Annotated in this window: 19 protein-coding genes and 1 other RNA gene; 9 read left to right on the forward strand and 11 right to left on the reverse strand. The window is 48.0% G+C overall.

Features of this window, described 5'->3' with window-relative positions:
• Positions 1–98 precede the first annotated feature (98 nt).
• Entirely contained in the window at positions 99–1,652 is a 1,554-nt protein-coding gene (gene guaA / locus AC6R0L_RS11690; RefSeq protein ID WP_500627024.1) for a glutamine-hydrolyzing GMP synthase, read from the forward strand.
• 144 nt (positions 1,653–1,796) lie between these two features.
• Here the strand turns inward: guaA and AC6R0L_RS11695 are convergent, their stop codons facing one another.
• A complete protein-coding gene (locus tag AC6R0L_RS11695; RefSeq protein WP_500629239.1) occupies positions 1,797–3,341 on the reverse strand; it encodes an alanine/glycine:cation symporter family protein in 1,545 nt (514 codons plus the stop codon).
• Between the two features lie 323 nt (positions 3,342–3,664).
• Positions 3,665–4,972, reverse strand: a complete 1,308-nt coding sequence (locus AC6R0L_RS11700; RefSeq protein WP_500629240.1) for a D-amino acid dehydrogenase — start codon at positions 4,970–4,972, stop codon at positions 3,665–3,667.
• 47 nt (positions 4,973–5,019) lie between these two features.
• Between AC6R0L_RS11700 and AC6R0L_RS11705 the strand changes: the two genes are divergently transcribed.
• Together AC6R0L_RS11705 and AC6R0L_RS11710 are read left to right on the forward strand one after the other, a co-directional pair.
• Complete coding sequence (locus AC6R0L_RS11705) at positions 5,020–5,913, forward strand: LysR substrate-binding domain-containing protein (RefSeq protein WP_500629241.1); 894 nt, start codon at positions 5,020–5,022, stop codon at positions 5,911–5,913.
• Positions 5,914–6,025: 112 nt separating this feature from the next.
• Positions 6,026–7,003 (forward strand): ion channel, encoded by a 978-nt coding sequence (locus tag AC6R0L_RS11710; RefSeq protein WP_500629242.1) that lies wholly within the window; start codon positions 6,026–6,028, stop codon positions 7,001–7,003.
• A gap of 15 nt (positions 7,004–7,018) precedes the next feature.
• On the opposite strand, the gene AC6R0L_RS11715 is transcribed toward AC6R0L_RS11710, so the two are convergent.
• A complete protein-coding gene (locus AC6R0L_RS11715) occupies positions 7,019–7,975 on the reverse strand; it encodes an L-threonylcarbamoyladenylate synthase (RefSeq protein WP_500629243.1) in 957 nt (318 codons plus the stop codon).
• Between the two features lie 282 nt (positions 7,976–8,257).
• Positions 8,258–9,991: a sodium:solute symporter family transporter gene (locus AC6R0L_RS11720; protein WP_500629244.1), complete on the reverse strand. Its 1,734-nt coding sequence runs from the start codon at positions 9,989–9,991 to the stop codon at positions 8,258–8,260.
• 219 nt (positions 9,992–10,210) lie between these two features.
• Here AC6R0L_RS11720 and recQ point away from each other — a divergent pair, with 219 nt between their 5' ends.
• Positions 10,211–12,391 carry a DNA helicase RecQ gene (gene recQ, locus AC6R0L_RS11725; protein ID WP_500629245.1) on the forward strand — a complete coding sequence of 727 codons (2,181 nt, stop codon included), beginning with the start codon at positions 10,211–10,213 and terminating at the stop codon, positions 12,389–12,391.
• A gap of 2 nt (positions 12,392–12,393) precedes the next feature.
• Here recQ and AC6R0L_RS11730 read toward each other — a convergent pair whose 3' ends face one another.
• The 4 genes from AC6R0L_RS11730 to smpB form a co-directional block, all read right to left on the reverse strand.
• Complete coding sequence (locus AC6R0L_RS11730) at positions 12,394–12,876, reverse strand: helix-turn-helix transcriptional regulator (protein ID WP_500629246.1); 483 nt, start codon at positions 12,874–12,876, stop codon at positions 12,394–12,396.
• On the reverse strand, positions 12,861–14,222 hold the full coding sequence (locus AC6R0L_RS11735; RefSeq protein WP_500629247.1) for a type II toxin-antitoxin system HipA family toxin: 1,362 nt from the start codon (positions 14,220–14,222) through the stop codon (positions 12,861–12,863). Before AC6R0L_RS11735 ends, AC6R0L_RS11730 begins: the two co-directional genes overlap by 16 nt.
• 316 nt (positions 14,223–14,538) lie before the next feature.
• Positions 14,539–14,906: a transfer-messenger RNA gene (ssrA, locus tag AC6R0L_RS11740) on the reverse strand.
• A gap of 67 nt (positions 14,907–14,973) precedes the next feature.
• Positions 14,974–15,459 carry an SsrA-binding protein SmpB gene (smpB, locus tag AC6R0L_RS11745; protein ID WP_334551285.1) on the reverse strand — a complete coding sequence of 162 codons (486 nt, stop codon included), beginning with the start codon at positions 15,457–15,459 and terminating at the stop codon, positions 14,974–14,976.
• A 117-nt stretch (positions 15,460–15,576) separates the two neighbouring features.
• On the opposite strand from smpB, the gene AC6R0L_RS11750 reads away from it, so the two are divergent.
• Positions 15,577–16,020 (forward strand): SRPBCC family protein, encoded by a 444-nt coding sequence (locus tag AC6R0L_RS11750; protein ID WP_500629248.1) that lies wholly within the window; start codon positions 15,577–15,579, stop codon positions 16,018–16,020.
• Positions 16,010–16,366, forward strand: a complete 357-nt coding sequence (locus tag AC6R0L_RS11755; protein WP_334551281.1) for an RnfH family protein — start codon at positions 16,010–16,012, stop codon at positions 16,364–16,366. The genes AC6R0L_RS11750 and AC6R0L_RS11755 overlap by 11 nt, the downstream gene beginning before the upstream one ends.
• 72 nt (positions 16,367–16,438) lie before the next feature.
• Here the strand turns inward: AC6R0L_RS11755 and bamE are convergent, their stop codons facing one another.
• The 3 genes from bamE to nadK all read right to left on the reverse strand — a co-directional run bounded on the left by bamE (position 16,439) and on the right by nadK (position 19,701).
• Positions 16,439–16,798, reverse strand: a complete 360-nt coding sequence (gene bamE, locus AC6R0L_RS11760) for an outer membrane protein assembly factor BamE (protein WP_334551279.1) — start codon at positions 16,796–16,798, stop codon at positions 16,439–16,441.
• 192 nt (positions 16,799–16,990) lie between these two features.
• The gene (gene recN / locus AC6R0L_RS11765; protein ID WP_500629249.1) at positions 16,991–18,655 is read right to left on the reverse strand and encodes a DNA repair protein RecN; all 1,665 of its coding nucleotides are present in this window, start codon (positions 18,653–18,655) and stop codon (positions 16,991–16,993) included.
• 161 nt (positions 18,656–18,816) lie between these two features.
• Complete coding sequence (gene nadK, locus AC6R0L_RS11770) at positions 18,817–19,701, reverse strand: NAD(+) kinase (protein WP_500629250.1); 885 nt, start codon at positions 19,699–19,701, stop codon at positions 18,817–18,819.
• Positions 19,702–19,843: 142 nt separating this feature from the next.
• On the opposite strand from nadK, the gene grpE reads away from it, so the two are divergent.
• The 3 genes from grpE to dnaJ all read left to right on the forward strand — a co-directional run bounded on the left by grpE (position 19,844) and on the right by dnaJ (position 23,945).
• Positions 19,844–20,440: a nucleotide exchange factor GrpE gene (grpE, locus tag AC6R0L_RS11775; protein WP_334551275.1), complete on the forward strand. Its 597-nt coding sequence runs from the start codon at positions 19,844–19,846 to the stop codon at positions 20,438–20,440.
• A gap of 255 nt (positions 20,441–20,695) precedes the next feature.
• Positions 20,696–22,606 carry a molecular chaperone DnaK gene (gene dnaK, locus AC6R0L_RS11780; protein ID WP_500629251.1) on the forward strand — a complete coding sequence of 637 codons (1,911 nt, stop codon included), beginning with the start codon at positions 20,696–20,698 and terminating at the stop codon, positions 22,604–22,606.
• Positions 22,607–22,802: 196 nt separating this feature from the next.
• Positions 22,803–23,945 carry a molecular chaperone DnaJ gene (gene dnaJ / locus AC6R0L_RS11785; RefSeq protein WP_500626178.1) on the forward strand — a complete coding sequence of 381 codons (1,143 nt, stop codon included), beginning with the start codon at positions 22,803–22,805 and terminating at the stop codon, positions 23,943–23,945.
• Positions 23,946–24,119: the final 174 nt, after the last annotated feature.

The following is a 24,119-nucleotide window of genomic DNA, read 5'->3' on the forward strand; positions in this document are numbered from 1 at the left end:
AAACCCTCGACGAAAACGTTTGCTTTTTCCTTGAAGCATTGAAGAGAGGCGGGTACACTCGCCTCGTTTTCTTAACCCAGCTTAAAAAGACTGCTCAAATGACCAAAAATATTCATGACCAACGTATCTTGATCCTCGATTTCGGATCGCAATACACCCAACTTGTCGCACGTCGTGTACGTGAAATCGGTGTCTACTGTGAACTGTGGAGTTGGGACGTTGAAGAATCAGATATTCGTGAGTTCAACCCAGACGGTATCATCCTATCTGGTGGACCAGAAAGCGTCACCGAAGAGAACTCGCCACGTGCTCCTCAATACGTATTTGACTCTGGTGTGCCAGTGCTCGGTGTGTGCTACGGCATGCAGACAATGGCAGAGCAGCTAGGTGGTAAAGTTGCCGGTTCCAATGAACGCGAATTTGGCTATGCGCAAGTCAAAGTGTCAGGCGAATCTTCACTATTTAAAGACCTAGACCTGACCCAAGATGTTTGGATGAGTCACGGTGACAAGGTTGTTGAGATTCCAGCAGACTTCGTCAAAGTGGGCGAAACGGACACCTGTCCTTACGCGGCGATGGCCAATGAAGAGAAAAAATACTTCGGCGTGCAGTTCCACCCTGAAGTGACGCACACCAAGCAAGGCCTACAAATGCTTGAGAACTTTGTGCTTGGCGTGTGTGGCTGTGAGCGTCTTTGGACCTCTGAATCCATTATTGAAGATGCGGTTGCTCGCATCAAAGAGCAAGTGGGTGATGACGAAGTTATCCTTGGTCTATCCGGCGGTGTTGACTCTTCGGTTGTAGCGATGTTGGTTCACCGCGCAATTGGCGACAAGTTAACTTGTGTCTTCGTTGATAACGGTCTGCTACGCCTAAACGAAGGTCAACAAGTGATGGATATGTTTGGCGATAAATTTGGCCTAAACATCATCAAAGTCGACGCAGAAGAGCGTTTCCTTGCCGCACTAGAAGGCAAGTCGGATCCTGAAGAGAAGCGTAAGACCATCGGTCACGTCTTTGTTGACGTGTTTGATGAAGAGTCGAAGAAGCTGAAAAACGCGAAATGGTTAGCGCAAGGCACCATCTACCCAGACGTGATTGAGTCTGCGGCGTCAAAGACGGGCAAAGCACACGTGATCAAATCTCACCATAACGTGGGTGGTCTACCTGAAGATATGGCGATGGGCTTGGTTGAGCCACTACGTGAGCTGTTTAAAGATGAAGTACGTAAGATCGGTCTAGAATTAGGTCTACCTTACGACATGCTATATCGCCACCCATTCCCAGGACCGGGTCTTGGTGTGCGCGTACTTGGTGAAATCAAGAAAGAGTACTGTGATTTACTGCGTCGTGCGGATGCGATCTTCATTGAAGAGCTGCATGCTGCTGACCTTTACCACAAAGTCTCTCAAGCGTTCACGGTCTTCCTACCGGTTCGTTCTGTAGGCGTTATGGGTGATGGCCGTAAGTACGACTGGGTTGTGTCACTGCGTGCAGTCGAAACCATTGACTTTATGACCGCACATTGGGCACACCTACCGTATGACTTCCTTGGTAAAGTCTCTAACCGTATCATCAACGAAGTGGACGGTATTTCTCGCGTGGTTTACGACATCTCAGGTAAGCCGCCAGCGACGATTGAGTGGGAATAATTTTTCCGACTAAATGTTAAGAACCAGCCTATCAGGCTGGTTTTTTTCGTCTTTGGATGAGCGGCCAAGCAAAAAAATAGAGGCAAACCTTGGTTTGCCTCTATTGATGACCGAAACGGTCGTCCACTGCTTTTTATTTATCGATTAGGTTGAAGGTTGCTCAACGCTTTTGGTTTTTGATTCCGCCTCTGCTTTCGGATCGAGTCCTGTTTTTCTGCGGTATTTTTCTTCCCAGTAGTCAGCGCCTTTGATGCCAAGTTTCACTGGGTTGAACGTGTACTCTTCAACACCTTGTTTTTGCTGTTCTTCGTAGTCATTCAGTGCTTTTAGGGCAGGTTTTGACATAAAGAAGATGATCAAAATACCGACAATGTTTAACCACGCCATCAAACCTACACCGACGTCACCCATCGCCCATGCGAGGTTTGCGGTTTTGACGGTGCCGTAGAACACCACGGCAATCAACGCGACTTTAAGGATGAACATCAAGCCGTCAACTTTGAAGTGGCGACGGATGTACGCAACGTTGGTTTCTGCAATGTAGTAGTAAGCCAGAATCGTTGTGAAGGCAAAGAAGAACAGCGCGATAGCGATGAACGGTTTGCCGATGCCTGGCAGTGCACTTTCAATCGCCATTTGCGTAAACACTGGGCCGTTCGCCGCGATATCCGCCGCGACATTCTGGATGATGAAGCCCTCTGCACCGTGAACGTTATACGCGCCAGTGATCAAGATCATGAACGCCGTGGCTGAACAAACAAGCAAAGTATCAATGTAGATAGAGAAAGATTGCACTAGGCCCTGCTGCGCTGGGTGCTCAACACTTGCCGCTGCCGCCGCGTGAGGTCCTGTACCTTGACCCGCTTCGTTTGAGTAAACACCACGTTTAACACCCCAGCCAATCGCCGCACCCACACCGGCCATCGGTGTGAATGCATCACCGATGATCATTGAGAAGATGCGTGGCACTTCACCAATGTTCAGTAGGATGATGATGAAAGCGGTGACGATGTACGCCAATGCCATGAAAGGCACGACAATCTGAGTAAAACTCGCAATGCGTTTTACACCACCAAAAATGATGAACGCAAGAATGATAGAAATCAGTGTGCCGGTGAAGATTTTCGCGAAACTAAAGGTGCCGATGGCCGTTTCGATCATGTCACCTGAGCCAAATGCAGCTTCGACTGCGTTACCGATACTGTTCGATTGCACACCAGGAAGTAGGAAGCCACACGCAAAAATGGTCGCGACTGCAAAAATCCACGCATACCATTTCTGACCCATGGCTTTCTCTATGTAGTAAGCCGGACCACCACGGAATTCGCCGTTATCTTCTTCTTTATAGATTTGCGCCAGTGTCGATTCTGCATACGCGGTTGCCGCGCCAAAAAATGCGACTGTCCACATCCAGAAGACAGCACCTGGGCCGCCAAAACCGATCGCTGCAGCGACACCTGCAATGTTACCTGTACCGACACGACCAGAGAGTGAAACGGCCAGAGCCTGGAATGAAGAGATGCCTTTAGAAGAACTTTTTCCAGACAGAAGCAAACGCCACATTTCGGTGAAGTGTCGAACTTGTACAAATCGAGTCATGATTGAATAGAACAAACCCGCGCCCAAGCACAAGTAAATCAGTGCCGGGCTCCAGATAATCCCATTCATAAAATCAACAAATGACTGCATATGAATTTCCCTGTTAGTTGTTGAGTCCCTTTAGTGACAAAACGGCATATCGTTTAAAGGGGTGTTGTGTTTAATTGCGAACAGCATATTAACCTTTTTGTAACCTTAATGTTAAATCATTTATCTATTAATCTTGTTTGGCGTGACCCCATCCACAAAATTCCAATCAGAAGAGAAATGATAGGTTAAAACTTCATCGATTAGTCTTTTTGTGCCAAAACTGAGAATGGTAAAACGCATCTGGTGGTCGATGCGTTCTATGGGAAAGTAGAATTTCTATTTTTTAAATATGCTGATAATGTTGGTTAATTCAGTGAATGCTACTATTTGCCGTAGCGGCTCATGCTCAGTTGCGGGTATTGATGACGATCTCCGGTGACAAGGTCGGTTAATATTTCGGCTGATCCACACGCCATCGTCCATCCTAGCGTACCGTGACCAGTATTAGTGAAGAGGTTACTCAGTGGTGTTGGGCCAATGATCGGCGTGCCATCGGGCGTCATTGGGCGAAACCCACTCCAATATTGTGCATGCTCAAAAGAGGCACCGCGAGGGAATAGGTTGCTGACGACATGATTCAGCGTAGCCAGGCGTTTGGCCGTTAGCTTATCGTCAAAGCCTGCCAATTCAGCCATACCTGCCACGCGGATTCTGTCATCAAAACGCGTTAGGGCGACTTTGTAGGTCTCGTCCATAATGGTGGAAGAGGGGGCATACTGATCATCGCTGACAGGTAAGGTAAGCGAATAGCCTTTGACGGGGTATATCGGGAGAGTTATCCCCAGCGGCTCTAATAATGCCTTGCTGTAACTGCCCATTGCGACAACGAAAGTATCGGCGGTGAAATCACCGGCATCTGTGTGAATGGCGCAGACACGTTGATGAGATGCAGTTAGACGTTGAATACGGGTATTGAAATGAAACTGAACGCCAGCCTCTTCACACAGACGCTGGAGCTCTTGGCAAAAAAGGTGGCAGTCACCGGTTTCATCGTCCGGTAGATAGAGGCCGCCGACCAGCTCACCCTGCATATGAGCCAAACCGGGCTCTTGGTTAAGGCACTGATTAGTATCGAGCAGTTCAAAGCGAGTACCTGCCTCGGCAAGCAGCGCCATGTCCTTTTCTACCGCTTGCAATTGCTGAGTATGACGTAACAGTTGCAGTGTGCCTTTCTGGCGTCCTTGATAATCGAGCTTGTACGTTTGGTTGAGCCTTTTTAAGCTCTTCTGGCTGCGAGTTGCTATCGTCAACATGCGGGCTTTGTTCACTCGATAGCGCTCTAGCTGGCAGTTACGCAGCATTTGCGTCATCCAAATGAATAGCTCGCGGCTCACCATAGGTTTGATCTTTAGCGGCGCATGTTGCTCGAATAACCATTTGATCGCCTTGAGCGGAATACCGGGAGCGGCCCAAGGAGAAGAGTAGCCATAAGAGATTTGCCCTGCGTTGGCAAAACTGGTTTCTTCGCCTGCGCGAGATTGACGATCGATAACCGTCACATCACATCCTGCTTGATTGAGCATCCAAGCGCTCGTGAGTCCGATGACTCCACTGCCCATCACCACAACCTTCACATCATTCTCCTCATTGGTATTTTGGCTAAGAATCTGTGATTTACATTTGCGTAACAATCGATAAAAATTAAACACATAATTTAGAAAAACTAAAAGCAGTGCTCATGACCCAGATGTTATTTCAAGGTGTTCATTTACTGTGCCAAGTCGCGCAGTACCCGACGATAAGCCAAGCAGCAAGTCGTCTAAACCTCACGCCGGGAGCCATCAGTCAGCAGGTAAAGTCCATTGAACAACATTTGGGTTTTAGTGTATTTGAACGTCATCCGCGCGGGATTCGCTTAACCGAGCAGGGGAGAAAACTGATCGACGGGGTGACGCCGCATCTGTTAGCCATCGAAGAAGTGACCGCGCAAGTGAGATCCTCCGGCGAAGCAGCGCAGATTCGTCTGAAGTTAACCCCCTCTTTCGCGTTTAAATGGCTCGTCCCTCGTTTAGAGAGTTTCTATCGATTACACCCGACGATTCAAGTTCACACCTTTGCCGAGGGCGCATTGGTGGATAGCCAGTATAAGGACTTTGATATTGCGATCGACTATGGCCCGATCCCCTATAAAGATGATCGCGCTGAACTGTTAATGGCGGAGTCACTGCTCCCAGTGATGAGCCCCCATTACTATCAGCAGCATTTTTCGTCGCATTCGCCCAATGAGGCGTGGTCGCGGGTGACGTTGCTGCATGATGCGATGCTTTGGCAAGGAGCCGTTCGAGATCATGAGTGGCGCTATTGGTCCAAGCAGCAAGGGATGGATTTTGACTGCCAACGTGGTCACTTTTTCAATCGCACCGATATGGCGATGTCGGCAGCAGAGGCGAACGTGGGTGTTGCTTTGGCTCGTATGGCATTGCTGGGCGATGAAGTTTCGATGCAAAGGTTAGTCGCACCTTATGAGCCCATCCCTGCTGGCGCAGGGTACTTTGTGTTGACCCATGTGGACAACGCACACACGCGGGTCTTCAAACAGTGGTTAAGAGCGCAGTGCGATGTGGGTGAGTAAACTACGGTGATGGTCACCATCGCCAATTAATCTGGCGCTGTGTCTTATTGGCTCTACACTTTAAAAAGTCAACGGGATAGCCTTTTGTTGGCAGAGTGAGGGAGCGGCATGTATGAATTCGAATGAGCAGTTATGCAGCTATCGTAATCCAGATGGTTGGTGCTGCGATCAAATTAGTGGTGAGTCAGGGCTGTGCTATTGGCATGATCCGAACATCGATAAAAGTAATGACGACATCAAACAGCAAGTGGAGCAATGGGCCGCAGAGGGCAAGCCACTGGATGGCTTTCAGTTAGCGAAAACCGATTTGACGGATGTAGACTTGGTCAATCGAGGCAGTAAAGACGGGTATCTTTGTCGTGAGGCCGATTTTTATCGAGCAGACCTCACCGATGCGCATTTTTTCGGCTTAGATCTTCGCGGCTCCTCTTTGATGAAAGCCAAGATGCTCGGCGCCAATCTGCATTGCGCGAAATTGGATAAATGCAATTTATTGGGCGCAGATCTTGGGCGTGCCAAGCTAGAAAATGTCGAGTGGGGACGCTACCTAAAACAAGAACTCGATGCCAGGCAAGCAAAGAAAAAGCACAATAGAACGCTCACCGCCAGTCTCTATCAGGAGGCGGAAGAGGTGTGTCGTAACATTCGTAAACAGTGCGAAAAACAAGGACTGTTTGAGATGGCGGGAGACTTCTTTAAACGTGAGATGCGTTTTCGTCGTTATCAGTTACCCAAATTCAGTACCAAACGGTGTATATCCAAAGCGGTCGATCTGTTTTGTGGCTATGGCGAAGATCCCGTCCGCGTAGTGCTGTTTTCGATCTTTTTGATCATGGTGTGCGCGATGGCCTATTTCTTTCTTGATACCACAGGGGCGCATCCGATTTACGAAGGGGTGACGGGCTGGCGTTTTTATCTGTTGGAGTTTTTTAACTCGCTCTACTTCAGTGTGGTGACCTTTACCACGCTCGGTTACGGTGACATCTCACCGGTTGGTGTTGCGAGGTTTATTGCTGCGCTTGAGGCCTTTCTAGGCAGTTTCACCATGGCCCTATTTGTGGTGGTGTTTGTAAAAAAAATGACCCGCTAGCGCAGCCTGTACTGATTACAGCTTGGATTGTGCACGGCCAAGGCGGTCGTGCACCGCGACCCACTCGTCAGTGCGAGGTGGCGTTTCTACCCAAATCTCATCGCAGTGCCATTGGTCAGCATCATCAAGCGCGCGGTACAGGTCGTGTGCGTACTGAGCCACGTTATCCGCCATTTTCATTGCTCGAACATTCAAATCCGTAGGTAACGGTGAGTAGTGTAGCAAAGCCACCTGTCCCTTTACTTCCGGTAGATGATCAATGTCGACCAACTTCACTGAGGTGTTAGGTTGATAATGGCTGGTCACGTTACCCGGGACGGCGACATTATGCGCTTGAGGCGAACACACTTCTTCACCTAATGTGTGTGACAATTGCGCCGCGCTAATGGGACCTGCGCGAAGGATTCGAAATGGACGTTGCGTGAGATCGACAATCGTTGACTCAAGGCCATGAGCACAATCTCCACCATCAAGCACCGCAGCGATATGACCGCCTAGCGATTTGAGTACGTGTGACGCTGAGGTTGGACTCAGTTTCTTATAAGGGTTAGCGGATGGGGCGGCAACGGCGAGCCCGCTAGAGAGCAGTTCATTAAACACGTCGTGTGCTGGCATGCGAACGCCAATGGTCTCTAGACCGCCCGAGACGACCGAATTAGCTTGTGGCGATTTCTTTAGTAGCAGGGTAACCGGACCAGGCCAAAAGACATTAGCAATGGTGTACGCTTCCTCTGGGATCTCCGTCGCCCAATCGGATAACTGCTGCACTTGGCCAATGTGTACGATCAACGGGTGGTTTGCCGGTCTGCCTTTCGCCGCGAAAATCTTCTTTACCGCCTCTGGGTTGGTGGCATCTGCCGCGAGTCCATAAACGGTTTCGGTCGGAATCGCCACTAACTCGCCAGAAGCAAGAAGCGACTTCGCTTGTTCGATATCGTTTTGGTTTTGTGCGGAAAGATGTAGCGTTTTCAATGTCACTTCCTCAGAAAAACGGACGGTTACACAGGCATGTTTGCTCTAGTCAAATCAAAGCAAACGCACATTTTAGCTATCTTTTTCAAATTTGCGATGCTTATTTTCCTTTTTACATCGCTAGGCGAACCTCGTTTTGCGAAGTGCTTGATTCTGTGTAAGCTTTCCATCAAATCTTGCCACAACCCACAACCCACAACCCACAGTCTCAAAAATGTGCAGCCGAACTCTGCACCGTGGGATAAGAGCGTGATTGCTTAATTAAATGGAGAGCGCCAGTAATTAACACTCAGCAGCGCAAGCTGAATCAAGTTTTCGTAAACGCAGAGACATCGACATCAAGGCAAAACCGCACGCCAATATCGCACCGCCAATCGCGACGAAAATCGTGCCATCGGCGAAGTTGTCGGTGGTGACAGCAAACAGCGCCACGATGACGCCCAGCGCCGTCATTGCTTTCCCCATAAAAATGCCGTTGGCGTGATCAATCGGCGTTTGTTCTTGCGAGGAAATCGGAGTGTGGATTCGCTCACTCACAGTGTGATTGAAATAGGGGCGTTTGGTCATCAAAGCGGTAGAAAGGAAAAAGCCACCAGTGACGATCACATGCGCCAGGAGACTGCACACCACCATCATATCAACACTTTCTCTGTGATTGAGCGGGCCGATGAAAGGCTCAAGCCAATGAACATCGAACACAAAATGCATCCAAGCGGAAACCAGAATGCCGACCAGAACCGTTGCCCAGCCAGACCAAGGTGGCGTACGTAAGTTGAGCATGGCCAATAGCGAGGGAATCGACATCGGCATGTGCAGCAAAGCAGAGAAGATCATCATGATGTCGAACAGGCTGTAGTCTTCGATACGAGCAAACAACAGTGCTACGCCGCAAGCCAACAGACCGGTCACGACTGTGGCGATTTTACCTAGACGCATCTGTTGCTCGCTGCTCGCGTGCGGATTGATCAAGGAAAGATAGACATTGTTGACTACAATGCCGGCGTTGCGATTGAGCGCAGTGGTCATCGGAGACACGGTCGCCGCTAACATCGCCACCATCACCAGCCCCAATAGTCCTTTTGGCATGTAGTGTTCGATATAGTAAAGGTAGGCGGCGTTGTTGGCTCCACCTCCGAGCTCTGGGTAGCTCAAGCCCAAATCAATATTGAGTGAAGCAACAAACCAAGGCGGGGCAAACCAAAGCAGCGGTGCGACGAGAAACAGCGCGCCAGCCAGCAACGCCGAGCGTGATGCTTCTTTCTCATTGCTGGTGGTGAGGAAGCGATAGCTGCTGAGGGCATTATTAGTGGTTAGCGTTTGTTTCAGCAGCATGATGGCCACCCAAGCAATGAAAATCTGCCAGGTGTGCATGCTCTCGCCCATGACGGTGTTTGACAAAGATTCAACCGGTAGGCTCACGACGTGCTTGGCCGCAGTGGCCCCAACGACCATGGTGATAGTGACCAACAGCACCAGTTGGATCACATTGGTCGCAGAGACCGTCCAAACCCCTCCGGTAAGGGCAATAAAGGTCACCAGCAGAGAAATAGAGACGATGGTGACATCGATACTAATGCCAAAGGTCGCCGACAAAAAGGCGCCCAATCCATTAAGCCAAATCGCTGCGCCAATCAGTGTGATGGGAAAACTCGACCAAGTGAAGACTTGCTCAGACAACTTGTCAAAACGCAGACGCACCACATCCATCGCTGTAGCAACCCTTAAGCGGCGGTAACGCGACGCAAAAAAGAGCGCTGAGACAAAAAAGCCTAACGCATTGCCCCAAAAGACAAACATGATGCTGAGACCATCTTCAAACGCTTTGGCTGCCGCGCCAGTAAATGTCCATGCCGAAAACTGCGTCATGAAGGCGGTGGCGCCCGCCATCCACCACGTCATTGCACCATTGCCTTTAATAAAGCCGTCGGCATTGGAAGCGTGGCGTTTGAACGCGTTGGTCACGATCAGTAAGAAAACGAAATAGAGCGCAAGTACGAACCAGTCGAGATGTGTCACAAGGGAACCTAACTATAAAAGAGGGAGTGAAGTTTTTTTTAAAATTGCGTTTCACTTCATATTGTACGACAAGATTGGCCTGCATTGGGAGAGCTGGATCATATTTGCTGAGTCAAGTAAGTGAATGAAACGGCTGCACGTAAGTATGGAAAGAGGTGATGTTACCCGCAGACACCTCAGTTATCTCCTCTGAATTGATGCGCCTATTGAGGTAGGATAGTGGTACTGTCTTTCAAACTTTGGATATTCGCCGTGCATCGCCCGACCCCGTTAGAGGTACTCAATTCTGTATTTGGTTACGATCATTTTCGTCATCAGCAACAATCGATCATCGAGACGTTGGTTGAAGGCGGTGATGTGCTCACCTTGATGCCGACAGGCGGGGGAAAGTCGCTCTGCTACCAAATCCCAGCCATTGTGCGAGAAGGCGTGGGGGTGGTTGTGTCGCCGTTGATTGCCTTGATGAAGGATCAGGTTGATGCATTAGCGCAAGTCGGTGTGGCCGCTGCCTACCTCAACTCCACATTAGATCGCTATGAACAGCGTGAAGTTGAAGATCAGATTCGACGTGAAGAGATTCAGCTTCTCTACATCGCCCCAGAGCGTTTGATGATGCCGCAAACCCTCGACTTGCTCTCCGAGTGCCGCGTATCGCTCTTTGCGATTGATGAGGCACACTGTGTGAGCCAATGGGGACATGATTTCCGACCAGAATATCAACAGCTTTCTGTTTTACATCAACGCTTTCCGAACGTGCCGCGCATTGCACTTACCGCAACGGCTGATAAGCGTACGCAGCAAGAGATCATCAGTCAGCTAGCGCTTCAATCGGCCCAAGTGTTTGTCCACAGTTTTGATCGCCCCAATATTTGCTACTACGTCAGTGAGCCAAGCAATGCAAAGAATGACTTGTGGTCATTCATCTCTGCGCATCACGCGAACGATGCGGGCGTCGTCTACTGTCTATCGCGTAAAAAAGTGGAAGAGACAGCAGAGTGGTTAGCGAGCAAAGGTCGAACCGCATTGGCGTATCATGCCGGAATGTCGGTTGAAAAGCGCAATGAGCATCAACAACGTTTTCTGCGTGAGGAAGGCGTGATCATCGTCGCGACCATTGCGTTTGGTATGGGCATCGATAAACCCGACGTGCGTTTTGTCGCTCACTTGAGTTTACCGAAAAGCTTGGAGTCCTACTATCAAGAGACGGGGCGCGCGGGCCGAGATGGCGACCCCGCCAATGCTTGGATGGCCTACGGGATGCAAGATATGGTGATGCAGCGCCAGATGGTAGAAAACTCAGACGGTAGTGACGCCTATAAACAAGTGCAAATTCAAAAACTGAATGCCCTACTTGGTTACTGTGAGTTGGTGACGTGCCGCCGGCAAACCCTTCTCGCTTACTTTGATGAGCAGATGAAGGAGCCGTGTGGCCACTGCGACAACTGCCTGACGCCGCCAACCACTTGGGATGGCACAGAGGCGGCTCAAAAGGCGTTGTCGACGGTATACCGATGTGAGCAGCGTTTTGGTGTCACATATCTTATCAATGTCTTGTTGGGAAAGCGCGACGATCGCATTGAACGATTCGGTCACGACAAGGTGTCTACCTTTGGGATTGGCACCGAGCTCAATGCCAATCAATGGAAAGGCGTCTTTCGTCAACTCATCGCGATGAATTACCTACGGGTGGAAGGTGAGTACAACCGTTTAGTGCTCACGCCGCAATGTCGTCCCATCTTAAAAGGCGAGCAGAGTGTCCAGTTGCGAGCACTGCGCAAAGCGAAGTCGAACCAATCGACGAAATCGAGCGCCGCAGAGTCGTTATCTCCTTCAGATACGGAGCAATTTCTTGCTTTGAAAGCCGTACGTGCTCGCTTGGCGAAAGAGCAAAACGTGCCAGCGTATGTCATCTGTCAAGATGTCAGTTTGAAAGCCATGGCCAAAGCTCGGCCCCAAACATTGGATCAGCTTCGTCAGATTTCAGGGTTTGGTGATACCAAAGTGAGTCAATATGGTGAAGCGCTGTTAGCCGTAATGGAAGATAAACCTGTTGAGCTGCGCCGCTTGAACGATACCGAGCAACAGTCGGTTGAGCTCTTTCACCAGATGGGGTCGGTTGCGAGTGTCGCTGCCCACCGTCAACTGGCCGAGACTACGGTACAGAATCACCTCAGCGCCGCCATTGAGAGCGGGGCGTGCCAACTCGAACAATTAGTGGATCTTAGCCCTGATGCGCTCAGCGACATTGAACAGAAAGCGACTGCGCTTAACAGCATCAATGAAAACAAGTTAAAGCCTTTGTTTGAAGCGTTCAATGAACAATACGACTATGGCACGCTGCGCTACGTACTCGGTCATATGAAGCATAAGCTAAGCCAACAAGCCGTTGAGGCTCAGTGAGCTTAGTCTGCTTGCTTATCATCTATCAGCGATTTTAACGTACTGACAGAAGTAGGGATCAGTCCGACTTTTAAGCCAAATGGTTTGAACACCTTGTTGAGAATCTCTGTGTTGTAGCTGCCCCGATCATTCTCTATATCTGAGAGTGTTTTTCTTGAGACATCGACAAGTCTTGCGAATACATCCTGTTTGAGTCCCAGTATATTAATGCGTAAACTTTTCAACGCTTGGCCTTGTGTTAGCTCTCCAAGCAATAAGTGTTTGATGATTTTGTTTGCTTCTCTTTTGCGTTCTGCTGCACTGACTGCTTTGGCGTTTTTTGAAGTTTTCGATCTCGTCGGAGTATTAAGTTGCGATCGTTCTTTGGTCGAATGAGTTGCATTCGTCCCAGTCTTGGGCTGATGTTGATTTCGCTTTGCTCTTAGACGAGCAACTGTATCTTGTACGGACTCTTTATTGCTTGGCTGATTCATAGTAGCCCCCATTTAGTGAGCTTTTCTGATATATGATTAAGTCCAACGGCTGGCATCTCTAAGATTTGTTCTGGCACTCCTCGTAATGCTAGTCTCTGCTTTAAGTCAATGCATTGACTTGCTGTAACCTCTAGCTCTTGTAATAACACTTCTTTTGGCACGAGATCAGATAAGGTGTCCGCTATTCCTACGAAGTCGTAAGTGCCGCCAACCTCTAGTGGGGCTTTCCATTTTGTTGTTCTTGGAATGCCTTCAGGATCCGCTTTCATTGGTGCGAAGTCGTATACGGGAGCAAGCTTTATGACTCCATCACCTTTTAAGAATGAAGTGTTTCTGCCATGGTTATCACTATTACCAAACAATATGTTGAGCAGATCTCTCTTCACCCACTCAATGACGAAAGCTTGAGTATCAAACCTATACCCTTGGTGTTTAACCATATTGCTTTCAGTGATTTTTTCTATGAGAGTTCGGATTGTTGTTTCGTGATCAAGAGTGACTCCAGCGCCTTTGTTCAAAATGGAATACACAGATTCCATGCCAAACCTCGAGATTTGTTGCTCAATAATTTGAACATCAAATCGAGGAAGCCACAAGGAAGGGTAGTTTAAACCTTCCTCCAAGCGCATTCCGTCGGTGGAGATTGTTTCAACTCCCATTTCTGTTAGCTCGTGGTAGAAGTAGAACTCAGCTCTTAGAATATTACAGTCGATGGTGCTTCTTGAGCCTCTAGGGTACTTTACTAAGTAATGTAAGTCGTGGTTGCTATTGTCATCTTGGTATGGGTCAATCCATATTTTTTCGCTGCCCGATCCATGATCGAAACCGCATCGGAGGATCAGTTTTGGCGCTTCACCTCCAGCCCCTGTCGCACCACCCGCGGCGGCCCCTCTTTGCTGTGCATAGTCGAGGAAATCACCAGCTCGATTTTTAACATCATCAACAGAGAAGTAGAGGTTGTCTGCTACTTCGTAGCGCTCAGGAAGAGAGTCTTTTACTCTTAAGTTACCAATAGGCGACATTGTGCCAAACTTGAGCAAAACATAGTCTTGTTCATCAGAACTAAGGTCGTCAATGTCTAGGTGTTTGAGCCAGTATCGTCTACTCGCACCACTAGGCATAATATCGTCTAGAAACGTTAACCATCCAGGTTTACCCATGTCATTAAAAAAGAATGAGACAGGATGATTTAGTGAAACAGCGTGAAAGTCATCTTTATCGTGATGTTCTAGCGCATAGTCGCTGAGGTAGTTGAGTTCAGTCACTCGGAAATTATGTTGGCTACTTTTAGGGAATGAGATGATACCGATATCTATCCATTCACCTCTGATAAAAGCTTGTACGGTTAGTTCTTCCATTGACAACACCTCTACTTATCAATGAGTAAAACTTTACTCGTAAAGTCGTTTTTTTTCAACTTGTGAGTAAATTTTTACTCATTAATATGCGGATAGACTATTTATGAGTAAATGATTACTCATAGAGCGCAAGTCAAAATTATTGATGAGCAGAATGGATTGTTTTAGCTATGAAAGCTGCGATAGGGGCGAGTTAATTGCCAAATACCAGATGAGGATATCTTTAGATAGCGCATTTTTAGTACAAGTGGTACACGAACGAAAAATAAAAACAAAAAAGGCGGTAAGTCAATAACTTACCGCCTTTCCAAACGTTTGGTGGAGCTGGCGGGAGTTGAACCCGCGTCCGAAAATCATTCATCTTTGGTACTACATGCTTAGTCGATCTTTAATTTCGCCACCCACCTGCGAACCGACACGCGAATGAATGACTAACCTGAATTATAATTCGCCGTTCATCTCTCAGGTGGGAGAATCCGGGCTAGCGCGTTTGGGTTTGATCCCTCGTTGGTCCCCGTCTTACGTGCGGAAGCTAGGGCGAGAGAGCTCTCAGCAGGGTATTAAGCTGCTAGTGCGTAGTTTTCGTCGTTTGCGACTATTTTTTTGCGGTTTGTTAACGAGGCCTACCGCACCTCGGCATGCACCTTAGACTGCAAAATTCCCGTCGAATCCTGAATCAGCCCCAAGGTTGTTGGTGCATAGTACCAGATTAGTGATGCCTGTCTAGCACTATGCGTTTAAGTGGTTAAGATTAGCGCAGCGCGCTTTTCATTACTCGAGCTTTTTGACGCTGCCAGTCGCGATCTTTGATGTCATCACGTTTGTCGTGTAGTTTTTTACCTTTTGCTACGCCGATTTTCATTTTGACCCAAGATTTAGACCAGTAGAGAGACAAGGCGATAAGCGTCATGCCTTCACGGTTGATGCGTCCGGTTAAGTTGTCGAGCTCTCGACGGCTCATAAGTAGTTTTCGCACACGAGTAGGGTTCGCCACTACGTGTGTCGATGCCTGATTTAGAGGAGTGATCGTCATTCCACTCACAAAGGCTTCACCGTTACGCATAAATACGTAACTTTCTGAAATATTGGCTTTACCTTGGCGAAGGGCTTTCACTTCCCACCCTTGTAGCTCTAGACCTGCTTCGATCTCATCTTCGATGAAGTATTCGTGGCGAGCCTTTTTATTGAGCGCGATGGTATTGCTACCCGCTTTTTGTTTTGAGTTTTTCTTTGCCATAATACGGTCATTATAAAGAGGGTTGAGTGCTTAGCAAATCCCTTTGTTTGCGCTGAGTGCAAATAAAAGTAAAATTATCGCCAGCTTGATGCCCAAGCTTAGTCGTAAGGAGTCAATATGAAGCAAGTCAGTCGCTCAGCGCTGGTATCTTTTAGCGCAGAGCAGATGTATGAGTTGGTCAATGACGTGGCGAGTTATCCCGAATTTCTTCCAGGCTGTTCCGGTTCTCGAGTGATTGAAGAGAGTCAGGATGCCATGGTGGCGTCGGTCGATGTGTCTAAAGCGGGTATCAGCAAGACATTTACTACCTCAAACACGTTGCGCTTTGGCGAGGCGATCATCATGAATTTGGTCGATGGCCCATTCAAAACCTTGAAAGGGGGGTGGTATTTTACACCGCTGGATGAGCGAGCCTGTAAAGTAGAGCTAAAGTTAGAGTTTGAGTTTTCCAGCAAAATGATTGAGATGGCCTTTGGTAAAATCTTCAATGAGTTGACGAGCAATATGGTCAATGCTTTTACCGCAAGAGCGAAACAGGTGTATAACTGCTATGAGTATTGAGTCTGATATGATCCATGTTGAGGTGGTGTATGCGCTACCCAATGAGCAGCGGGTCTACACTTTGGTGGTCAACAAGTCGATGACGGTTGAGGAAATCATCAAGCAATCTGGCGTTTTGGAACGCTATCCCGATATTGACCTAACAAAAAATAAAGTTGGGGTGTTTAGTCGCAATGTGAAGTTGGATGCGACTGTCCGAGACAAAGATAGAATCGAAATTTATCGACCTTTATTAGCGGACCCGAAAGAGATCCGACGCAAGCGAGCAGAACAAGCCAAAGCGGCCGGAAGCGCAGATCCAGTGACAGGGGGCAAAAAGAACCCGCTTAGGAAAGAACAGGCCTAACCAAAAAACGCTGACATCTTGTCAGCGTTTTACATTTTTACGCGAATAGCGCCTCAACGAATAGGCACTTTATTAATTGATACTTTCAAAAAAATCGTCACTGGCGGTGAAGTCGCCAGTCACATCAACCAGCTGACCATTGCCATTGAAGTTGACCACTAAGTTTTTCTGAATCGAGTCATGGTGGCCTTTTGTGTGATGGTAAATATAGTACCAAGTGTCAGGGTAGCCATTTTCAACCAACATCGGTGAGCCCATTACATAACGTACTTGCTCTTTGGTCATACCGAATTTAAGTTTTTCTACCGCTTCTTGCTCAACATAGTTGCCCTGGTTGATGTCAATGCGATACACCAGCTTCTCTAATAATGAACAGCCAGTCAGGGTTGTGATCGCGAGTGGTAATGCGATAAGCCACTTAGTTAGTTGCATACGAGTATTCTTACTGCAGAGGGTTCTAAAACTGAGCCGATAATAAACAAGCTTGCTTGTAATGTAAAAAGCTCATCGGCATTTGAACTGTTTCAGACCATGATTTTTGAATTAGGTTGCAAATTCGAGCCAAAATTCCTGAGGTAGGGAACTTTGGCTACCTAACCTGAGCGCGATCTATTGCTGAACACCCTAAGCGGCGACTAGGAGCTCTTTTGCATTGGCTAAGGTTGAGTCGGTAATTTCACTTCCACCTAACAAGCGGGCAAGCTCGCTAATGCGCTGATTGCGATCGAGAACACGCATCTGGGTCTCGGTTTTACCTGCTTTGGTGTTTTTGGCAACAAACAGTTGCTGGTGGCCACATCCGGCGACCTGCGGTAAGTGAGTCACACAGAGAACCTGGGTAGATTCGCCTAATTTTCGCAGCATTTTACCGACTACGGCGGCGGTTGGCCCACTGATACCGACATCCACTTCATCAAAAATGAGGCTTGGTGTGTCGACTTTCTGCGCAGTAATGACTTGAATGGCTAGGGAAATGCGTGAAAGTTCCCCTCCAGATGCCACTTTGGCAATCGGTTGAAGTGGTTGGCCGGGGTTCGTTGAGACTAAGAAGCATACTTGGTCGAGGCCAAGTGGTGAAGGATGCGCCGTATCACTGACCACATCGATACAAAACTTCGCTTTTTCCATACTCAACTCGTGCATGCTGGCTGAGATCAGCTTGTTGAGCTCTTTGGCATATCGTGAACGTGATTTACTCAGTTTTTCTGCGTGCTCGACAAAGGTTGCAAAAGTCTGGCTCACCTCATTTTCCAGTTGCTCGAGTTTTTCATCGGAGCAGTCTAGCGCGTCGATTTGTGCCAACAACTCTTGGTGATGTTGATATAAAGCTTCTGGCATCACATGGTGTTTACGTGCGATAGACATCACTTTGGAGAATCGCTCTTCTACATAAGCCATGCGCGCAGGGTCAACGTCAATATTGTCGAGGTAGTTGCGAAGCTCATTGTTGGCCTCTTCAATCTGAATCAGGGCTTCCGCCAGCATATTAGGCAGTGCAGCTAACTTATCGTCGAGTTCTGCAAGTTGAATCAAGGACTGACTGGCTGATTGGAGAATACTAAGCGCATTAACTTCTTCACCTTCGTAAATAAGCTCAATGGCTTGTTGGCAGGTGGTGGCGAGCTCTCCGCTGTTGGAGAGGCGTTTGTGTTCTTGTTCGAGCTCTTCATATTCTTCCTCCCCTAGAGAGAGTTCGTTTAACTCTTTAATTTGGTATTCAAGCAACTGTTTTTGCGCAAGGTTTGCCGCGCTATTTTCTTTAAGTTGCTTGAAATGAATGTCCGCCTGACGCCAGAGTTGGTAAGCATTACGAGTGCTTTTGAGCAAGTGTATATGCCCAGCGTACTGATCGAGCATGGCGAGTTGGTGTTCAGGTTTCATCAATTGATGATGCGCGTGTTGGCCATGAATATTGATCAGCAGTTGTCCAAGCGACTTGAGCTGAGAGAGAGGGACTGGGCTACCATTAATGAAGGCTCGTGAGCGGCCTTCTTTGCTAATGATACGACGCAAAATGCAGTCGCTCCCATCGAGCAGGTCGTTATCTTCTAGCCATCGTGTTGCGTGAATATTGTTTTCTAGTGAGAACGCGGCACTGACTTCCGTTTTATCTTCACCTTGGCGAACCATGCTGGCTTCCGCTCTGCCACCGAGGCATAAGCCGAGCGCATCGATCGCAATGGACTTGCCTGCGCCCGTTTCACCGGTGATGGTTGTCATTCCTTTAGAGAGTTCAAGTTGTAGAGATTTTACAATCGCAAAATTATTCACACTTAGATGAGCCAGCATTTTTAGCACCTGTTTAAATGAACAATACTGTATAAGAAAACAGTATATACTGTTTCTTTATACAGTAAAGATGGTGGCAACAAATTTTGTGAGGGCGATTAAAAAAGGTTGATGCGCGTACATCAACCTTTCAAGTGTTCATCTCTGTTTAGGGCCGCTTGTTAGAAAAGCTTGCTGGACCAGCCCAGTTTGTTTCTCAGCACATGATAGTAGCTGTATTCCGTTGGATGGATAAGTTTCAGGACGTTCGGGCTTTGATAAATATGGATTTCATCCCCCGGTGAGACGGGCAATGATACTTGGCCATCACAACTGACTTCCTGTGTGCCTCGGTTATCGGGCGACACCAGTAGCTTGATACGCCTTTTTCCGTCAACGACCAAAGGTCGACTCGACAAGGTATGGGGAAACATAGGGACAAGCGAGATAGCGTTGAGGCTAGGCGACAGAATTGGGCCGCCCCCAGAGAGCGAATAAGCCGTAGAGCCGGTCGGCGTTGAGACTATGATGCCATCCGCACGCAGAGAAAACGCGAAGCTGTTATCGATATAGACCTCGAATTCAATCATGTGCGCAATTTGCCCGGGGTGAAGCACCGCTTCGTTTAGCGCAGCGTTGTGGCTTTTAACTTGGCCATGACGATGGACTTCCGCTTCAAGTAAAAAGCGCTCTTCTTCAATGTAGTCTCCCGCTAGCACGGTTTTCAGCGCTGCTTGAAAGTCTTCGGGATTTAAGTCCGTCAAAAAGCCGAGATTTCCTCGGTTCACACCAATGACGCGCACGTCAAAGCGCGACAGCACACGAGCGGCGCCTAGCATATTGCCGTCACCACCAACGACAATTGCCAAGTCTGCGACGTTACCCAGCCGAATCAAACTGGCGAAATCTTGTTGCGGTAAGTCATCTAAGATTTCACTGAGGCGATCATCGATAAGAACCTGATAACCTTCTGATTTTAACCAAGAGTATAGTTCTCGGTGCGTTTGGATAGCCTGCTGATCTCTGGGCTTACCAATGATAGCGATCACTTCAAAAGGTTTTTTCATAAGTTTTCCGCACTAAATAGGCTTGAATCGACAGTCTACATCCCCATAATAATGGCAAGTTAGCTAATTGTGCGAATTTTTTGTATTTGGTGGTGGCAAACTGAGCCGTTAAGTACAAAGAACATTGAATTCTGGAGAGACCATGAGCAACGAAGAAAACAAGATTAAAGAAGAAGAGCTTGATCAAATCATCGAAGAAGCGGAAAAAGCCGAAGCGGCAGCACAAGAAGTGGAAGCTGAGCTTGAAGAGATGGGTGATGAAAAAGACGCGAAGATTGCTCAACTAGAAGCGGCGCTACTGACAAGCGAAGCGAAAATTCAAGAACAGCAAGACGGTGTATTGCGCGCGAAAGCAGAAGTCGAAAACATGCGTCGTCGTACGGAAACCGAGATCGACAAAGCACGTAAATACGCATTGAATAAGTTTGCTGAAGAGCTGTTACCAGTGATTGATAACCTAGAGCGTGCGATTCAAGCGGCAGACGGTGAGAATGAAGCAGTCAAGCCGATTCTTGAAGGTGTTGAACTGACGCACAAAACGTTTGTCGATACCGTGTCTAAGTTTGGTTTGAAAGAGATCAACCCAGAAGGTGAAGCGTTCAACCCTGAGCAGCACCAAGCGATGTCCATTCAGGAAAGCCCTGATCATGAATCGAACACGGTGATGTTTGTGATGCAAAAAGGGTATGAGTTGAACGGACGCGTGATTCGTCCTGCCATGGTGATGGTAGCGAAGTAAACCGAAATAATCGCGACATTATGCGCGATAGAGTAGCGAGCAAAGCGAGGCTTCGGCCTCGCTTTGTTGTTTCTAAACAAAAATTACGATTTTTTTCATTTTGTCCCTTGAAAAGGTAATTCCAGACCTTATCTAAGGGGCATAGAGAAGCAAACATGATTATTTTTGTTTGTGAGCAAGGGTTGAAACCCGATTCTCCATCCCCACATAGGGGATATAGCACAACGAAAATAGAATTTATTCGGAGATAGCCTGATGGGTAAAATCATTGGTATTGACTTAGGTACTACTAACTCTTGTGTTGCTGTATTAGACGGCGACAAACCACGCGTGATTGAAAACGCAGAAGGTGAACGCACTACTGCATCGGTAATTGCTTACACAGACGGCGAGACATTGGTTGGTCAGCCTGCGAAACGTCAAGCAGTTACTAACCCTGAAAACACGCTATTTGCAATCAAGCGTTTGATCGGTCGTCGTTTTGAAGACGAAGAAGTTCAGCGCGACATCGAAATCATGCCATACAAGATTGTTAAGGCTGATAACGGTGACGCTTGGGTTGAAGTGAAAGGCCAACAAATGGCAGCACCTCAAGTTTCTGCTGAAGTTCTGAAGAAAATGAAGAAAACAGCGGAAGACTTCCTAGGTGAAGAAGTAACAGGTGCGGTCATCACTGTACCGGCTTACTTTAACGATGCTCAGCGTCAAGCAACCAAAGATGCAGGTCGCATCGCAGGTCTAGAAGTAAAACGTATCATCAACGAACCGACAGCGGCTGCGTTGGCATACGGTCTAGACAAGAAAGGCGGCGATCGCACTATCGCGGTTTATGACTTAGGTGGTGGTACGTTCGATATCTCTATCATCGAAATCGATGAAGTTGAAGGTGAGAAAACGTTCGAAGTTCTTGCAACCAACGGTGATACTCACCTAGGTGGTGAAGACTTTGATAACCGCCTTATCAACTACCTCGTTGAAGAGTTCAAGAAAGAGCAAGGCATCGATCTTAAGAAAGATCCTCTAGCGATGCAGCGTGTGAAAGAAGCGGCAGAAAAAGCGAAGATCGAGCTTTCTTCGACTTCTCAAACTGACGTAAACCTACCATACGTGACAGCGGATGCGACGGGTCCTAAGCACATGAATGTGAAAGTGACGCGTGCGAAACTAGAATCTCTAGTTGAAGACCTTGTTCAACGTTCACTTGAGCCACTAAAAGTCGCACTAGCGGATGCGGATCTTTCAGTGAATGAAATCACTGACGTTATCCTAGTCGGTGGTCAGACTCGTATGCCTATGGTTCAGAAGAAAGTTGCAGAGTTCTTCGGTAAAGAAGCGCGTAAAGACGTAAACCCTGACGAAGCCGTAGCTATGGGTGCTGCTGTTCAAGGTGGCGTACTTGCGGGTGACGTGAAAGACGTACTGCTACTTGACGTTACACCTCTGTCTCTAGGTATTGAGACAATGGGGGGCGTAATGACTAAATTGGTTGAGAAGAACACCACTATCCCAACCAAAGCGAACCAAGTTTTCTCGACAGCGGAAGACAACCAGAACGCGGTAACCATCCACGTTCTTCAAGGTGAGCGTAAGCAAGCGATGTACAACAAGTCTCTAGGTCAATTTAACCTAGAAGGCATTCAGCCTGCGCCACGTGGCATGCCACAAATCGAAGTGACTTTCGACCTTGATGCGGACGGTATTCTACACGTGTCAGCGAAAGACAAGCAGACTGGCAAAGAGCAGAAGATCACTATCCAAGCGTCTGGTGGTCTAAGCGATGAAGACATCGAGAAAATGGTTCAAGAAGCAGAAGCGAACAAAGAAGCGGACAAGAAGTTCGAAGAGCTAGCGACTGCACGTAACCAAGCGGACCAAATGATTCACGGTACTCGTAAGCAAGTAGAAGAAGCGGGTGATGCGCTTCCAGCTGACGAGAAAGAGAAGATTGAAGCCGCGATTTCTGAGCTAGAAACAGCACGTAAAGGCGAAGACAAAGAAGCGATCGACGCGAAAGTTCAAGCACTGATGACTGCGGCTCAGAAACTGATGGAAATCGCTCAGCAGCAAGCTCAAGCGCAAGCACAAGGTGGCGAGCAAGCAAGCAGCGACGCTCAAGACGATGTGGTTGACGCAGAGTTCGAAGAAGTCAAAGACGACAAGAAGTAATTCTTGATTCGGACTTAACTTAACTATGATGCGGGCGTTTGAGGAGACTCTTACGCCCGTATGTTTGTACATTATGTCCATCTAACTAAAAGTGTCTTTTTGGTGTGGGATCGCTAAAATCCAGAGCCATTAGTTAGGTAGATATAACACCAAGCGGTGTTGACCGTTTGCAGTAATAAATTTGGTGACGAGAAACATGTCAAAACGTGATTTTTACGAAGTATTAGGCGTAAGCCGCGATGCATCAGAGCGTGATATCAAAAAGGCGTACAAACGCCTAGCGATGAAATTCCACCCAGACCGTAATCAGGGTGATGACAGCGCTGCAGATAAGTTTAAAGAAGTAAAAGAAGCGTACGAAGTTCTGCTCGATCCACAGAAGAAAGCCGCTTATGACCAGTACGGCCATGCAGCCTTTGAACAAGGCGGTATGGGAGGCGGCGGCTTCGGTGGTGGTAGTGCCGACTTTGGTGACATCTTTGGCGACGTGTTTGGTGACATCTTTGGTGGCGGTCGTCGTGGCGGCGGTCAAGCTCGCGCTCAGCGTGGCGCTGATTTACGCTACAACATGGAATTGACGCTTGAAGAAGCCGTACGTGGTGTGTCGAAAGAAATTGAAGTTCCTACGTTAGTCCATTGTGACAGCTGTGAAGGAAGCGGCGCGAAGAAAGGCACATCACCTGAAACATGTGGTACTTGTCATGGTCATGGCCAAGTTCAGATGCGCCAAGGTTTCTTTGCGGTTCAACAAACCTGTCCGACCTGTCACGGTAAAGGCAAAATCATTAAAGATCCATGTAATGTGTGTCATGGTCAAGGTCGTAAACAGAAAAGCAAAACCCTTAACGTTAAGATCCCAGCTGGTGTGGATACTGGCGATCGCATTCGTCTTTCAGGTGAAGGTGAAGCGGGAGAGATGGGCGCACCAGCGGGCGACTTGTATGTACAAGTACACGTGAAAGAACACCACATCTTTGAGCGTGATGGTAATAACCTCTACTGTGAAGTGCCTGTGAGCTTTGCTATGGCAGCGCTCGGTGGTGAGGTGGAAGTCCCCACATTGGACGGCCGAGTGAACCTTAAAGTGCCAACGGAGACACAAACTGGTCGTATGTTCCGTATGCGCGGCAAAGGCGTAAAAGGTGTTCGTGGTGGTGGTATTGGCGATTTGATTGTCAAGCTTGTGGTAGAGACGCCAGTGAACCTCAGTGCCCGTCAAAAAGAGCTACTCAAAGAGTTTGAAGAGTCTTGCGGTGGTGAAGCGGCGACCAAGCACAAGCCGAAATCAGAAGGCTTTTTCAATGGTGTGAAGAAGTTTTTCGATGACTTGACCAGCTAACGCACAAGCTGAATTCAAAGCGGTAACACAGCAAAAAAGGTAGGAAACCGAAGGGTTATCCTACCTTTTTTACAATGTGCAAGCGAAGGTGTTACAAGAACATCAGTAACGTTAGCGCAACACCGACACTCAGCCAGTTCAACTGGTTTAATGACATAGTCTTATCCGAATGTA

The organism is Vibrio sp. R15-SG3-ISO1A (assembly GCF_059833955.1).